Source organism: Winogradskyella aurantiaca, from assembly GCF_003362725.1.
Classification (GTDB): domain Bacteria; phylum Bacteroidota; class Bacteroidia; order Flavobacteriales; family Flavobacteriaceae; genus Winogradskyella_A; species Winogradskyella_A aurantiaca.
Genome location: NZ_QKTV01000004.1, coordinates 75922 through 90660, shown reverse-complemented (window position 1 = coordinate 90660; position 14739 = coordinate 75922). Strand labels below are relative to the sequence as shown.

Genomic DNA, 14739 nt, shown 5'->3' with positions numbered 1-14739 from the left:
ATTATTCATAAATCTACAATTCTTGTTTTTGTTGAAATAGATGCGGCTTTCTAATATAAGAAGCGAATATTGTTGCCATTACGATTAAAATTGTCACTTCATAAGGTTTCCCTTTGTACATATGAATAAACACTATAAAAGTCATATACAGTGCTAAAAGAGTAGTTCCGATTAATACTGTTTTATTGTACAAGAACATTGCTGTTGATATTAAAAGAAATATTCCAGTAGCAATCATTATAGTACTATTTGCTACAATTTTATCCGATTGATTTGAGTTAAGTATTTTATCTAAAGCGTTTGGGATAAAAAACAATGTTATTATTATAGAGGGTAACCAAGTCAATAATGGTTTTAAAATTTTATTCATTTCCATCCAGTTATAATTGTTGATTGTTCGGTTCGTTTTAAATGTTTGCCAACGTTTTGCCACTAGGAAAGGTAGGGCTTTTTCTCGTGTGTGGTTGATAGCCCTATCTTTTTTAGTGGCTGTTATGGCCATTTTATTTACCAAGCTTCAAGATACGTATTGCCCCGATTACAACAAGAACAAAAACAATCGTTCCTACGATCAGATCCGGATAGCTGGAATTTATCAGGTAAACAAGGGTACCGGCAGTTATTACTCCTAAATTAATTATCACATCATTGGACGTGAATATCATGCTTGCCCTCATATGCGCCTCTTTACTTTTTGATTTTTGCAATAGGAATAAACAAATTCCATTTGCTATTAATGCCAAAATGGAGACAATGATCATTGTCTTGAATTCAGGGATTTCTTCAACGCCTATGAATCTACGCACGACTTCTGTGAATCCAATTATGGCAAGAACGATCTGAAAGTAGCCAGCGGCTTTTGCAATGTTCTTCTTACGAAGTGGAGAACCGCCCACCGCAAACAGACTTAATGAATACACAGAGGCATCTGCAAGCATATCCAGACTGTCTGCTACTAAACCCATTGATTTGGAAACGAACCCAGTGAGGCTTTCCACCACGAAAAAAGCGAAATTGATGATCAAAACGGTCCACAGTAAGGAGCGCTGTTTACTTGTGTCTTCAACTATTTCAAAATGTTCCACGCTGCTGGTTGACAACACTTTTGAACCTAGGTTTAATTCTGAGAGCGCTTTTTCTATTGGGGCTATATCCTCTGAATGATATACGAACAGTATTCTTTTTTCCAGATCAAATTCCAGCTTTGCTATATCATATTCACTGAGCTTCATTCGGATCAGATTTTCCTCTGAGGGGCAATCCATCTTTGAAATGTTAAACTCTGTTTTATACATAGCTTGGTATGGGCTTCCTATTGGCTATAACGGTTTCGTATAACCGTCAGTTACGGGTTAATATACGTGGACTTTTAAGTTAAACACAGGCTTTAGTAATTCCGAGTGGATTCGGACGTAGTCGAATCCGCCGTAATTGCGATTATACATTGTTAGCAAAAGTTTTTTATTCGCCATTTAAAAAGTCAGTCACAATTTTGTTTTTATCAGATTCCATTTCACAAGTCCAACTGTCAATAAACCATCTTCCATTTTCGTAATGAAGTTGAATGCTATTCAGTCCTCTAATATTAGATTCCGTATTTGGGTCAGTTCGTATTTCAAATGCACTCCAAACTTGGGCAATATTTCCATATTTGCTTACTTTTCTTTTAAGTTCCTTTTCGTAAAAATCCTCTTTCGGTGATAATCCGATTGGTATATATTCCGCCTCAAGACTATGTGATTCCGCTTTTCCATTTTCGTTCAGTCTCGTGATTAGAGCAGTTTCTGAATGAATAAATTTATCTCTTTCGAATTCCCAAGGGTCACTACTCGAACCTGAAACAACATCATAATATGCATTAATTATTGCATCTATTGATTTCACATCTTTTGCATATTTTTCTTCGTTCGTTTGTCCGAAAATTGAATTACAAGCAAAAATTATGCTTAATGATATTAGAATTATTTTGTTCATTTCGGTTGGTTTTAAATTTTTGCTAACGGTCTCGTATAACCGTCAGTTACGGGTTTTAAATTACTATTTTTCGATTAAGCACTGTATTTAGCAATTCCGAGTGGATTCGGACGTAGTCGAATCCGCCGTAATTGCGGTTATACATTGTTGGGCATAGTTTTTTTTATCCGCAATCCATAATTCAAACAAATTACTGGTATCGTCATCATTATTAAGATGAACAATAACAATGGAAAGTCAGAATCAATTATATTCAATTCCACAAGTAAATTCATTCCGATTAATGAAACCACCGCTCCAATAATCAGAAGTAAAATTCCTTTTCCCGCATTCAATTTAATTCCTGATATAAATTCGTCAATTTTTATAAATCCAAAAATCGTAATTCCATAAATTATTCCAGTAGTCACAAGTAAAAGGAACACTCCAGCTATCATGTCATTCGTGAAAGGAAATTCCGTGTTTTTCAAAGTCCATTGAATTAAATAATAAAGAGCTACTGAAATAATAATTTCAATTATAATCCATAAAATATTTTTCCAATCCAAACTTTTCATTTTCACGATTTTCTCAAATTATGCCCAACGTTTTGTATAAAATGCGTTTTAATGCCATTTATACTTTGTTGGCAATAGTATTTTTTCTGATTATATCATGAAGTTTTTTCGAGTCAGATTCTACAATTTCACTCAAGTCTAATTCAATTTTATTTCCATAAACCGTTTTTAAAATCAGTTGCTTGTTTGTCAATTCAGATGATATAATTTCTTTAAATTTTATATTTTTCCCTAAAAATGATTTGATTCTGATTAACATTCCCCTGTTGTTCCATTGAACATAATTTTTATACCAAAAAATCTTTGTACTAAATCCGAACACAATTATGTATCCTAAAACATTCAAATACTTATGTGTTTTTGGATTCTCAAATTCAATAAAATCAAAAGCTCCATTTATTATTAGAAATAATCCAATTAAAATCAGAGGTAGTAAAATCCAGCGACCTTTTTTATTCAAATTCCCAAAGTGTATTCTTTTCATTTCGTCAATATTGATTGAAACAGTTTATAACAATACAAAATTCCAATTAAGGACATAATTCCGCAAATCAAGTATTCCGATTTGGAATAATAGTCAATTCCTCCAATCAACCCGAAAATCATCCATAACAAATTGGCAACGATTTCGCCTTTATTTACTTTATTCTTATTTTTCGATTGTTCTGTCATATTATTGCCAACGATCTCGGCTATGAGTAGTTGCGTGGGTTAGCACTTAACTTTGCAAGTACGCACCAAGCTGAAAATCCGCGAGGATTTTCAGAAGTAGGCGAGAACGAGCAATTACTTATAGCCATTGTTGTACCCAGTTATTCATTTTTAAGTGCAGGGATTAATCTGTCTTGTAAAACTCTAAAAGTAGACTTTTCAGCCCTGTCATTAATATTCCATCCGTTAAAAATGACTAATAATTCATATTCAGGTGCTACCATTAAAAATTGACCACCGAAACCGTTCGCAGAATAAATAATACTTTTACCATTAGTATGTTCTGGAATCCACCATTGATAACCATATCCTATCTTGTGCTTATCACCTCGATTTGTGTCTTCGACTATGGGGCTTGTCGAATCGGTAATCCAATTTTCAGATACAATTTGTCTTTCATTCCATCTCCCTTTATTAAGAAATAATAAGCCAATCTTTGATAGATCTTCAGACGAAAGGTACAGTCCTCCTTCCGTATCATTTTCTCCATCAGGTGTCTCTTTCCAATAATAATCGCTTATGCCAAGGGGATCAAATAGTTTTTCTTCTGCCCATTTATCAATGCGCTTTCCAGTTATAATCCGAACAATTTTACCTAATAAGACACTTGCACCACTATTGTAATTAAACTTTGCACCAGGAATTGTATCCAAAGGTTTATCCAGAATAAACTTTACCCATTCATCACTTTCCTCCAATAAAACGCAATCATTTAATGGGTCGGTGTAGTCTGCCTCGTTCCATTTAAGTCCACTTCTCATAGTTAGTAAATCTTCAACGGTCATCTCTTGCTTTCTATTACCCCAAGATTGAACATCATAATTGTCAAATAGTGACGCGACTGTTGTGTTAACATCAAAATCTTTATTGGAATCTAAAGCTATACCTACAAGAATTGATGTTATACTTTTGGTCGCTGATTGAAGTGTATGTAAGTTAGTCTTCTTGTAATAAGGATGCCAATTTGGATGATTGTAATTATATTGATGATTAGTGGTGTCAAATTTTTGAGCGATGGTTTCATAGTCCTGCTCGTATTTAAAATCAGCTAATAATTTTTCGTTTTGTATGACCATAAAACGGTCAATCAGTCCGTATTTTCCATTATTGATTTCCAAATTAATAGAATCCGCTACCGCTGAAATAACTTTTTGCACAGATAGGTATTTAGAAGTAGGGATCACTCCTTCAGTAGATTCTTTACTCTTATTTTTTGATTCACACCCGAAAACCACTATCGCTATTAGAACTAAAAATGGAAGCGGTTTTATTTTAATCTTGAGTGTTTTCACATCTATGTTTTAATTGGGTACAACGGTCTGGCTAAACTGCGTTTTAATGCAGTTTATGTTTTGTTGTACTCTCGTTATTTAAATTGATTAATACGCTTCCTGTTTTCTGTCCTTTAATTACATATTCGTACGCCTTAGAAATATCTTCTAATAAATATTCTCGGTCAATCACTGGCTTAAAAGTTCCTTTCTCTAAGTTTTTACTGATATATGGTATTGTTTCTCTCTTATTATATGGAATAGGAAAGAATACTTTCTTACTTAACATTGACGTAAACAGGGGGTAGAAAACATTTTGTGAATAAGGTCCTAATTCAGAGGAAATGTAAACTCCTTTTTTATTTAAAAGTGATTTACATTTACCAAATGTGCTTTTACCAACCGTGTCAAAGACATAGTCATACTTTCCACCTTTCTCTGTAAAGTCTTCTTTTGTGTAATCAAAAATTTTGTCAGCGCCCAAAGTTTGTATCAGTTCGATGTTCTTGGTGTTGCAGGTAGCTGCTATTTTGATATCATATTGTCTTACAAATTGTAGCAGTGCAGAGCCAATACCCCCAGTTGCTCCATTTATTAAAATGCTTTGCCCTGATTGAATGTTTACTTTATGAATAAACGAGTAAGCGTAATGTGCTCCTTCCAAACTTGCAGCAGCCTGTTTGAAGTCAATGTTTTTTGGAATAGCGAAAATATTTTCCTTAACAGTTGTTAAGTATTCAGCTTGAGATTCGGAACCTGTATCATTAAAACCAAATACCCTGTCGCCAATACTAATTGAGTTAATGTTTTTGCCAATTGATATTACTTCTCCTGCAAAATCCGTCCCGACAATAACTTTTCTAGGTTTGAACAACCCTAGAACAAACCTCATGATAAATGGTTTCGCTGTAAGGTTAGCACAATCTGTTCTATTGACGGTTGTAGCATAAACCCTAATTAAGACTTCATTGTCCTTAGGGATTGGTTTGTCAGTCTGCTCTATTCTAAGTTGACCTGGCGAACAATAATCTCTTCGTACGGCTGCTTTCATTTTGACATTGTTCATTTTCTAATGGAGTACAACGGTTTTGTATAAGATTAGTTGCGTGGTTTAGCAACTAATTTTGCAAGTACAAACCGAATAGAAAATCCGCGAGGATTTTCATAAATAGGCTCTTAACAAGCAATTAATTTTTATACGGTGTTAGCACTTGTTTTTCTGTTTAATACTTTAATTCCAAGTGTTATTAAGATTACTATTAATGCAATAAAAAATATACTTGTTGAAATGCTTTTTATAACTGAAAATATATTAGTTGTATAAACTGCAGTCCCTTTCAATTCTGGATAGTTTTTAAGCATTGTGATAATTCCGATATTTTCCAAATAATCTGCAATTCCGGCAATTATCGGTAATAGGCAGAGATAAATATATGGGGAATTTAATTTGTCCAGTTTTTTCAAAAAATATCCCAAAAGCAGACAATAAGAAAGTCCGAATAGCAGTGGGTAAATCATATCAACAGGTATTTGGTTGGTTAGATATGTCAAACGTCCATTTTCTCCAAGCGAAGTGAATAATTCACCTACATAATTCAAATCATATCCTGTGGGCATCATATCCAATAATTTCATTCCATTAGAGAATTCCATTGTTTTGGGAATTGTAACGGTCAGCATAAAGGTGTAAACAAGATTAGTCAAGATAAAAAGTCCTAAAACCTTTTTGCCTGAAATATTCTTTTCTATGAATTTTATTAATCGTTTCATTTTATTCTCAAATAAGTGCTAACGGTCTCGTATAACCGTCAGTTACGGGTTTTAAATTACTATTTTTCGATTAAGCACTGACGCTCGCAATTCCGAGTGGATTCGGACGAAGTCGAATCCGCCGTAATTGAGGTTATACATTGTTAGCAACTGCCTTTCTAAAGTTTCACATTGCTTTTAAAAATTCCATTAATTTCATTTTCGCATCTTTCTTGGCTTTGTAATCTCCACTATCAGTTCCTCCAAATTCATATTCAAATTCCCTTCCACCAAGATTGATTTTTCCGGTTCTAATATCTGTTTTTTGTTCGGGATTTCTTGAAATTAAATGCCCTGCATTTTCAAATTGAATATTATTAAAGGTATATGTGAAACTATTTTCTTCTAGTCTTTTTTCAATCATATCAGCCATTTTTGCTGATGGCCAAACCCTATCATCACTGCCAGAAAAGAGTAAGATTGGTCCTGATATGTTTTCTACTTTTATAGAAGCATTTTCAACTAAATCAGTTTTAGATAACCCCTTTTCCCAATAATCTATCATTTCAACTTTACCAGACACATTTCCAGATAATTTTTCCATGGGTATATAAGGAATATCAATCCCTTTGTATTTCCAACTTGGTTTCAGTTCACTCGAATTATAGGGTAGTACTGTATTTGACCAAGAAACAGAGCTTGGTGAATAAGCAATAACTCCTTTTATACTATTTGTGAAAGTTGATGCAATGACTAAAGCTAATTCAGCATTTCGTGATGCTCCCATTACAACTATCTTTTCAGAACTAACTTCCTTTTTTGATTTTAGCCATTGTATTGCATTTTCAAAGTATTCCAAATCAATATCTTCAGGTAATTTTGGTAATCCCTCTATTCCATTATATGGCAATGATAATGCTACCATTTCCTTATTGGCAAATTCATTTGCCCAATAATCTCCCCATTGTCCACCTCCAATTAGAATAACTGCAGTTTTATTGGCCAAATTATCTTTAGCAAAATATTTTGCTTGAAAACCATTTACGTTTATAACTTTTGGTTTTACCCCATCAAATAAGATGGAATCAGCTATTAAATATCCTGCAGTTAGAATTATAATAATTACGAAAGGGATGATATATTTTCTTTTTTTCGACATATATTCAGGTTGTTGCTAACGGTCTAGGCTATGAGTAGTTGCGTGGGTTAGCACTTAACTTTGCAAGTATACACCAAACTGAAAATCCGCGAGGATTTTCAGAAGTAGGCGAGAACAAGCAATTACTTATAGCCATTGTTAGCAACTGTTATTTATTCGGTATATTCTATTAATTGGTTTAATGTTACCTTGATTTGTTTATACCTATTGTATTTATGAGTCTCAAAAATGTTTAAGTCATTCACACAATTTTCAAATTCAGGACTCAACAATAAATGGTCGTTAGATTGAAGAAGTTGAGAACCTTGAACTCTTTCTAACATATATTTATCTATTTCTCTCCAAGAACCATTTTTTTTAATGAAATCTACGTAGTATTGAAAGGAATAATCACTTCTCTTTTCAAGTAATTCTAGGTCTTCAATCAAGCTTAACCAGTCATAAATCAATCTCTTTAGTTCATTATTTTCAACTGAATTTAATCTACCAGAATTTTCGAGAGATTTTAAATTTAAATTAGTTCTTTTCCATTGAGAAAATCCAAACGTCGACAATAAGCTATCCAATTTTTCACCTTTAAATTTGTTAGTTGCCAAATTATTCATTGATAGCAAAAGATATTCTGAAGAGTTGATATAGGATTCAGAAAATTTAATTGCTGAATTCAGATTTTTTAGATTATTACTTAATTCTAAATTTAAGTTTTCAAAAATTAAATTCTGTTGCTTAATTTCAGTTTGATTTTCTTTCCAATTATTTATTGCTAACGCAATCAAAATTCCTATTACGACAAGAATAATTTCACCAATCGCATAAATCAGATATTTACTGAACTTATTTTCAGAGAGAAGTTTTTGTCTAATTTTTCTAAAGAATTTTATCATTGATTTAGCTTGGTCAAAATTGTTGCCAACGGTCTGGGCTATGGTTTTGTTACGGAATGGTACGCGAGTATCATTCCGCCGTAACCATTAATTTAGCAAAAAGGCTTGAAATTCCGATTAGGAATTTCAGCCGTAATGAACTATAGCCGTTGTTGTGCATAGTTTTTATTTTATCTTTTTAAACTCATAATGCTTGTTGAACAAACCACCTTTATTTTTATAAATCAACTTCTTCTCATTAATTTCAACCAGAATGTAATTCCGATTTCCAATTGTTAGAATTGAGTCACTTAATTTATAAGTTGAGTCGTATTCATTTCCCATTTGGTTAATAAAGATTGTTTTGTCTTTATTAAAAGTTAGAGTAGTTGTTAGTTCCGATTTTGAGTCAGATTCCGAGTCAGTTTCGTTTTCAGTAAGTGGCTCAATATCGGTAGGAAAAGAGTCCGTTTCTGCAACTAAAATCCATTTTCCTATAAGTTTATTTTCAGATATGGATTGCGCTTTATACGAATTAATTCCGAGAATTAAAGTCAGTATTATTATTAACCTCATAGTTTTTTATTCAGATACGACTCCAATGAACATTAAATATTCAATTTCGGTATCATAGATTTCGATTAATTCTTCTTTTGTTAGGTCAACTTTTTCCTCACTAATAGCATATTCAGCCATTTGGTTAATGTCCAATTCTGCATTCGATTCAAGTTCATTTTCGGGATTCGGATTTTCTGTTGTCAGTCCGATTTTACTCATATAGTTTTCTTCTGCAATTAGAGCACTACGAATCAATTTCAAGTCAGACTTATTTTTGTTCAGCTTTAAAGCAATGAAACAAGTCGCCTCATCCAAGTCATAAATTTCTTTTCCAGCGTTATTTTCATTTATAGTACAGATTGGTTCGTTTTTACAACCGAAAAAAGAGAGTAAAGTCAAGATGAATATTTTTTTCACGTTTCTGATTGGTTAAATTATGCACAACGGTCTCGTATAACCGTCAGTTACGGGTTTTAAATTACTGTTTTTCGATTAAGCACAGACGCTCGCAATTCCGAGTGGATTCGAACGTAGTCGAATCCGCCGTAATTGCGGTTATACATTGTTGTGCATAGTTTTTATTCATTAATTTTTTCAATTTTTTCAATTAGTTCGAGTCCTTTCTGTTTGAATTTCGATAATTCGGGTAAATAAACTTTATAGGCAAAAAATTCAGCAGTAGCTACTCTAGTTTTATAGTCTCTGCTTTTTAAAGCATATTCAATAAACTCCTTATTTACTTTTAGTTGCACATAATCTAACCACCAATCAGTATTGTTTTTCCAGTATGTGAAATTCTCTTTATAATCCTTGAAACGCAGTTCATCATCAACATTAATTTCCAATATCTGTTGCTTATAAAACATAATTAATTCTTGTACTAGGGTTTCTTTCTCTATTTCCACATCTCCTTTAAAGTCCTCCAATAACGAAACACCTCTTTGATTTATAGCTAGTTCTGGGTAACCAAAAATAAGAAAAGCTATATTTGGATTCTCTGTATAGTCTTCAATGGTGTATTCGGATTTTAGAACTTTTTTGAATACAGGTTTTTTATTTTCATAAAACTCGAAAACTTTATCAATTTTGACTAGGTCAGTTTTGAGATCTTCTTTTACTTGAACTAGTATTTGGTTAAGTTCGTTATTTTTCTTTCTATTTTCGTTCCAGTTGTTTATTGAAACGGCTATTAATATCCCTATTACAACTAAGATAACTTCTCGAATAGCATAAGTGAAGAAATTGGATTGTTTATTTCCCACAGCACTTTGTTTACCTAAAATATTTAATTTCATTATTGTAGTTAAGTAACACTTAACAATTCTAGATTATTGTTTCATTTCGCAAATTGTGCACAACGGTCTCGGCTATGAGTAGTTGCGTGGTTTAGCACTTAACTTTGCAAGTACACACAAAGCTGAAAATCCGCGAGGATTTTCAGAAGTAGGAGAGAACAAGCAATTAATTATAGCCATTGTTGTGCTTTCGTTATTTGTCAATTTGTTCTTCTATTAACTCTACTAAATTTTCAGCTTTCGCCTTGAAGTCTTTTATTATTTTGACACCAAAAACATCACGACTCAAAGCATTTTTCAGATAATTTCTTCCAAGAGTTGATTCAACAAGTTTTACCAATTCCGCCTTTCTTTTTATTGGATCTTGTTGATATGGTATAGAAGTTGAATTAACTCGTTCAAGAATTCCAGTTTCAAAATTGTTAGCATAATTCCAAAATAAATCATCTCTATTTGTCATTTCTCTATTCCAATTTACATAGTAATCGAAAAAAGTTGTTGATTCTTCGTAGTAATTATTTACTGCATTATCTATTTCCACTGTTCCAAGAATGTCCTGTAATCCTGTACTTTTTATCTTTTCGTAAGTTTGAGTTTTAATCGTATTAGTACCCCAAGTCCTGGTAATTAAAGTGTAAATGGAATCAACTTTTAACTGCTTATATTCATTATCAGATAAGACTTGACTAATATTTTCAATATGTTTTTCATATACATCAATACTTAACTGGTATAAACTAATATCAGATTTTAAATCTGTTATAATACTCTCAAGATAAGTATACACTTGTATTTTTTTAAGCCGATTTTCATTCCAATTATTGACTTGTAATGCTAATAAAATTCCAACCATTACGAGAAAAATTTCACCAATAGCATATTTTAAATACTTTCCAGTATTGTTTTCCATTAGTAAGTTTTGTCTAATTTTTCTAAAGAATTTTATCATTGGTTAGTAGTTGGTTAAAATGAAGCACAACGGTCTCGTGTATGAGTAGTAGCGGTTTTCTACTCACAAACCTTTCGGTTTTACACTGATCTTTATTTTATGTTTTATCTTACGTTTTATCACTTAAACCGCTATTAATTATACACATTGTTAGCCACAGTTATTTATTCGAAAATATCTTCTCCATACTTTTTACTATGAAAATCCTGAACACCATCTACGTCATTTAAATATTCCATCAACTCTTTTAACACTATTAAATTGAAGCTAGAAGTCTTTGAATGGATTATGTGTGTAATTCCGTGAAATTGTCTGTGATGTAAATTATCAAGGTCTAATAAAGATGTTATATCATAATTTCTTTTCCAGGCATCTCCTAATTCCCAAGCAATTGCCAAATTCACATCTTTTTCAAATTTATCTTCATTTTCAAATTCTTGGAAAAGGGCGTTTAAATTGAATTTGTATTCTAGTACCATAGGGTTTGATACAGTATCAATAGGTAACCCTAATTCTTGGACACCAAGTGGATTAGTTACCTTTTCAAAAATGTGATTTTCTCTTGGTTCTTTAATATAGAATTTAAATATACCATCATAAGTTGCATATTGACTTGTAGCTAATAATTTTAAACCTCTTATTACTCCTCCTGCAATTAATTGATTAAACAAAACGATAACATCTTGTTCTGATTGCGGAACTGATGAAATTGATATTTCGTTAATTGGTTTGAAAAAATTTGGGTTTGTTAAGTCAAGCGGAAATGATTGTTCGTGATTTTCTTGCTCTTTTATCCAATTGTGAAGATTGATTTGTGTTGTAATAACTGGTTTTGCACCAGTATCGTTTCTTAACTTATTTTTCCAATGCTTTAGCTTATTTACAATTCCAACAGACAGAATTTCGCAAAGTTCTTTTATCTCAGGTTGAAAACCTTTTCTTCCTAAATCTGGGTCTGCATTTTTTAAATGTATTATAATGTGTGCTTGATTTTGATAACCAATGTTTGAAGTTAAAGGAATAGCAATATAATCACCTTGAAGCATATTATTATTAGCAATTAATAAACCACCTTTAAGAACTCTATATCCTTTTCTCAATTTAGCTAAGTTGTCATTAAATTCATCCCAAAGCTGAGTTGAGTAACCAAAATAGCCATATGCTTCTATTGAATATTCGTCAATTAAAAGATGATGTTTATCTTCTAATTTGTTTGTTGGTAAGGCTTTTAGTTCTTTTGAAGAATAGTTTTCATAAACTCCATTTAACCTTTCAAACTTAGCAGGTAATTTTGATGGGTCTTTTCCACTTTCGAGAAGTTTCTTTTGAATTTTAGCTATTTCTTTAATATTCGCACTTGCTTTTATTTTGTTGTGCGGATATATATATAAAGCTGATTCATTGTCAATTTCAGTTACAGAACCAGAGGAATCGATAACTTTTAAATTAAATTTGGCTTGGTCAGTTAAATCATCAAAGTAAATTCCACCTAACGGTGTTTTTAATAGTAAAAGATAAATCCATTGCTCTGCATTATTAGCAGAAAAATATGTTAGGGATTTTGGTCTAGTAAAATCACCTCCATATTCGATTTTAAAAAAAGTTCCTTGTTCTGTTTGGTTGAATAAATCAGGTGTTTGTTCAAAAGAAGTCACAACAGGTCTTGTAACAATTCCCTCTTTGTCTTCTACCCATTTTCTTCCATTGCTAATTTGCCCAATATAATTGAAGTCAGCATTTTTTGTTCCAAGTGTTAATTTGTTAAAGCCATAAGCGATATAAGTGGCTCCAACACCCTTGTTTCCTCTCGTTTCACTACCATCTTTAAAAGATATATTCGGTGCTAAAAAGGCTTCAAATTCTTTTTGTTGAAATCCAATTCCATTATCTGCAATGGTAAATGAATTATCTTGTAGGTTAACTTCTAGCCAAAGTTTTTTCTGTAAATCTGTGTCGACTTTTTTTCTTTTATCAACCGCATCGAGTGAATTCTGAATTAGCTCCGAAAAAGAATCAAAAATTCCAACATACGATTTTAAAATATTACGAATTTCTCTTTTTTTAGCAGAATTAACAATTTCACTATCAAAGCTATCTGAACTATTTAATGGGTCAAAGTCGTTTTTTATCATAGTTTTCTTTAGATTTTTATCCACCGTTATTTTGGCTTATATTTTTTATAATTAACAACGAATTTTCTGCTTTGAAATTCCGCCTCTTTGAAAGTGATTTTGGAATAGCCCGACTTTTGAATTAAATCAAATATTTCCTTTTTATGATTTTCTTCAGTATTCAATCCAAAAATAACACCACTTAATTCGGATTTGTCAAATTCCTCTAGGCCACTACCATTAGCTGTAATTGCTCTCCATTCATTTTCGTATTCCCAATCAATTCCTTTTGCACAAATAACTTGATATACGATAGAAATCATTTGTTCTTCTGTATAATCGGAAACATTTATTATGGGATAATTTTCAAAATAATTTACAGGAAGCATTTTACGAGATAAACTCCCATTTATGTCCTTCTTAAACTCTAGAACTAACCCTTTATGACTATCAGCATAGTGAGACCACATTAATGTGTTATTGTAATTTTCTGAAAAGCAAGTAACACCTATCGATTTTTCTATATTATTTGCTGCGCTATAAGAATTCATTAAGTTGAAATCATTTGGTTTTTTTAAAAGATGATTCCAAACTTTTTTATTTATTTCTGGAAGGTCGTTATTAAATGCTCTATTAAATTTGTCAAAATTCTTACGGCATTCCTTTTCAGTACTTCCGAAATTTAGATAAGCTCTACAGTCGAAAGGGTCATTGAAATTTGATGAAGTATTATACCAGAGCCTTCCATTCGCTATTGAATCCTTGAGATTGTTATTTATGGTCGAATATTTGTAGAAATAATCAGGCATTAAAAGATATAAATCTTCATCGGACAAATCATAACTATTTAATTCGACTTTCTTCATTGTTTTCTAATTGTGGCTAACGGTTTAGCTATGATGACGTTGCGGCTGGCAACGCAGCGTAGCGGCACTCCGGTGTGATCGGCGTTTTCTAACCGGTAGCGAAGCGCGTTGCATTACGCAGGTATTCATGCTTTAGTTTATTGATTAAATGTAGGAATAAATTTCAAATTACCTCAGAAGTAGCAATGCATTATAGGTGGTGTTAGGCACAGTTTTTTTATTCAACACTGCTTAGAGTTAGTCCAATTTTATTTTCACTTAGAAAATTATCAAAATCCTGTCGGTTTCTAAATTCGGTGGTATTGCTTTTAACAATTTCTGAGTCAGGTAGACTTGGATAATCGTTCTTAATTACCCAGTATCTAATTAAATCGTATTGTTCTTGACCCTTAGCCAGTCCCGACTTTGCTATAATCCATTTATCATTATGTCCAATTTCCAACACAGTCACTGGGACTATTTGAATGCTAGAAGAAGCACAGCTTTCTTTTTGATATAGAATTTGTCGGTCAACATTATCATATTCAGATAGGTACATATTATTACCTAAATACTCCTCTTTTACTCCAAAGCAGCAAGAATTGAGTGTTAGAATAAAAATGAAAAATGTAAATAATATTTTAGTCCGCTTATTCATTTCAATTGTGCCTAACGGTTTAGCTATGATGTCGTTGCG

Annotated in this window: 17 protein-coding genes; all 17 read right to left on the bottom strand. The window is 32.2% G+C overall.

The genetic code is table 11. The features are described from left to right. Nucleotides 1–13: 13 nt before the first annotated feature. Entirely contained in the window at nucleotides 14–502 is a 489-nt protein-coding gene (locus DN064_RS08155; protein ID WP_232827445.1) for a hypothetical protein, read from the bottom strand. 1 nt (nucleotide 503) lies between these two features. Beyond that, nucleotides 504–1295 carry a cation transporter gene (locus DN064_RS08150; RefSeq protein WP_115462148.1) on the bottom strand — a complete coding sequence of 264 codons (792 nt, stop codon included), beginning with the start codon at nucleotides 1293–1295 and terminating at the stop codon, nucleotides 504–506. A gap of 166 nt (nucleotides 1296–1461) precedes the next feature. Next, the gene (locus tag DN064_RS08145) at nucleotides 1462–1974 is read right to left on the bottom strand and encodes a hypothetical protein (RefSeq protein ID WP_115462147.1); all 513 of its coding nucleotides are present in this window, start codon (nucleotides 1972–1974) and stop codon (nucleotides 1462–1464) included. A gap of 137 nt (nucleotides 1975–2111) precedes the next feature. Then, nucleotides 2112–2531, bottom strand: a complete 420-nt coding sequence (locus DN064_RS08140; protein ID WP_115462146.1) for a hypothetical protein — start codon at nucleotides 2529–2531, stop codon at nucleotides 2112–2114. A 58-nt stretch (nucleotides 2532–2589) separates the two neighbouring features. Next, nucleotides 2590–3015, bottom strand: coding sequence for a hypothetical protein (locus DN064_RS08135; RefSeq protein ID WP_115462145.1), 426 nt, complete (start codon nucleotides 3013–3015; stop codon nucleotides 2590–2592). 328 nt (nucleotides 3016–3343) lie between these two features. Further along, nucleotides 3344–4534: a serine hydrolase domain-containing protein gene (locus DN064_RS08125; RefSeq protein ID WP_157962268.1), complete on the bottom strand. Its 1191-nt coding sequence runs from the start codon at nucleotides 4532–4534 to the stop codon at nucleotides 3344–3346. Between the two features lie 43 nt (nucleotides 4535–4577). Continuing rightward, on the bottom strand, nucleotides 4578–5564 hold the full coding sequence (locus DN064_RS08120; protein WP_115462332.1) for an NAD(P)-dependent alcohol dehydrogenase: 987 nt from the start codon (nucleotides 5562–5564) through the stop codon (nucleotides 4578–4580). A gap of 143 nt (nucleotides 5565–5707) precedes the next feature. After that, nucleotides 5708–6283 carry a hypothetical protein gene (locus DN064_RS08115; protein WP_115462142.1) on the bottom strand — a complete coding sequence of 192 codons (576 nt, stop codon included), beginning with the start codon at nucleotides 6281–6283 and terminating at the stop codon, nucleotides 5708–5710. Between the two features lie 166 nt (nucleotides 6284–6449). Then, nucleotides 6450–7421: an acyl-CoA thioester hydrolase/BAAT C-terminal domain-containing protein gene (locus DN064_RS08110; protein WP_115462141.1), complete on the bottom strand. Its 972-nt coding sequence runs from the start codon at nucleotides 7419–7421 to the stop codon at nucleotides 6450–6452. Nucleotides 7422–7573: 152 nt separating this feature from the next. Further along, nucleotides 7574–8305, bottom strand: a complete 732-nt coding sequence (locus DN064_RS08105; RefSeq protein ID WP_115462140.1) for a DUF6090 family protein — start codon at nucleotides 8303–8305, stop codon at nucleotides 7574–7576. Nucleotides 8306–8470: 165 nt separating this feature from the next. Continuing rightward, nucleotides 8471–8860 (bottom strand): hypothetical protein, encoded by a 390-nt coding sequence (locus DN064_RS08100; RefSeq protein WP_115462139.1) that lies wholly within the window; start codon nucleotides 8858–8860, stop codon nucleotides 8471–8473. 6 nt (nucleotides 8861–8866) lie between these two features. Continuing rightward, nucleotides 8867–9259 carry a hypothetical protein gene (locus tag DN064_RS08095; RefSeq protein ID WP_115462138.1) on the bottom strand — a complete coding sequence of 131 codons (393 nt, stop codon included), beginning with the start codon at nucleotides 9257–9259 and terminating at the stop codon, nucleotides 8867–8869. A gap of 161 nt (nucleotides 9260–9420) precedes the next feature. Then, nucleotides 9421–10137 (bottom strand): DUF6090 family protein, encoded by a 717-nt coding sequence (locus DN064_RS08090; protein WP_115462137.1) that lies wholly within the window; start codon nucleotides 10135–10137, stop codon nucleotides 9421–9423. Nucleotides 10138–10330: 193 nt separating this feature from the next. After that, entirely contained in the window at nucleotides 10331–11047 is a 717-nt protein-coding gene (locus DN064_RS14210) for a hypothetical protein (protein ID WP_198659424.1), read from the bottom strand. Between the two features lie 203 nt (nucleotides 11048–11250). After that, nucleotides 11251–13242 carry an ATP-binding protein gene (locus DN064_RS08080; protein WP_198659423.1) on the bottom strand — a complete coding sequence of 664 codons (1992 nt, stop codon included), beginning with the start codon at nucleotides 13240–13242 and terminating at the stop codon, nucleotides 11251–11253. A 2-nt stretch (nucleotides 13243–13244) separates the two neighbouring features. Then, nucleotides 13245–14063 (bottom strand): DUF2971 domain-containing protein, encoded by an 819-nt coding sequence (locus tag DN064_RS08075; protein ID WP_115462136.1) that lies wholly within the window; start codon nucleotides 14061–14063, stop codon nucleotides 13245–13247. A gap of 217 nt (nucleotides 14064–14280) precedes the next feature. After that, a complete protein-coding gene (locus DN064_RS08070; RefSeq protein ID WP_115462135.1) occupies nucleotides 14281–14700 on the bottom strand; it encodes a DUF3997 domain-containing protein in 420 nt (139 codons plus the stop codon). Nucleotides 14701–14739: the final 39 nt, after the last annotated feature.

Bases quoted from the DNA above. Each gene is read 5' to 3' on its own strand.
- DN064_RS08155 (WP_232827445.1), bottom strand. From the start codon at position 502: ATGGCCATAACAGCCACTAAAAAAGATAGGGCTATCAACCACACACGA.
- DN064_RS08150 (WP_115462148.1), bottom strand. From the start codon at position 1,295: ATGTATAAAACAGAGTTTAACATTTCAAAGATGGATTGCCCCTCAGAG.
- DN064_RS08145 (WP_115462147.1), bottom strand. From the start codon at position 1,974: ATGAACAAAATAATTCTAATATCATTAAGCATAATTTTTGCTTGTAAT.
- DN064_RS08140 (WP_115462146.1), bottom strand. From the start codon at position 2,531: ATGAAAAGTTTGGATTGGAAAAATATTTTATGGATTATAATTGAAATT.
- DN064_RS08135 (WP_115462145.1), bottom strand. From the start codon at position 3,015: ATGAAAAGAATACACTTTGGGAATTTGAATAAAAAAGGTCGCTGGATT.
- DN064_RS08120 (WP_115462332.1), bottom strand. From the start codon at position 5,564: ATGAAAGCAGCCGTACGAAGAGATTATTGTTCGCCAGGTCAACTTAGA.
- DN064_RS08115 (WP_115462142.1), bottom strand. From the start codon at position 6,283: ATGAAACGATTAATAAAATTCATAGAAAAGAATATTTCAGGCAAAAAG.
- DN064_RS08110 (WP_115462141.1), bottom strand. From the start codon at position 7,421: ATGTCGAAAAAAAGAAAATATATCATCCCTTTCGTAATTATTATAATT.
- DN064_RS08105 (WP_115462140.1), bottom strand. From the start codon at position 8,305: ATGATAAAATTCTTTAGAAAAATTAGACAAAAACTTCTCTCTGAAAAT.
- DN064_RS08100 (WP_115462139.1), bottom strand. From the start codon at position 8,860: ATGAGGTTAATAATAATACTGACTTTAATTCTCGGAATTAATTCGTAT.
- DN064_RS08090 (WP_115462137.1), bottom strand. From the start codon at position 10,137: ATGAAATTAAATATTTTAGGTAAACAAAGTGCTGTGGGAAATAAACAA.
- DN064_RS14210 (WP_198659424.1), bottom strand. From the start codon at position 11,047: ATGGAAAACAATACTGGAAAGTATTTAAAATATGCTATTGGTGAAATT.
- DN064_RS08075 (WP_115462136.1), bottom strand. From the start codon at position 14,063: ATGAAGAAAGTCGAATTAAATAGTTATGATTTGTCCGATGAAGATTTA.
- DN064_RS08070 (WP_115462135.1), bottom strand. From the start codon at position 14,700: ATGAATAAGCGGACTAAAATATTATTTACATTTTTCATTTTTATTCTA.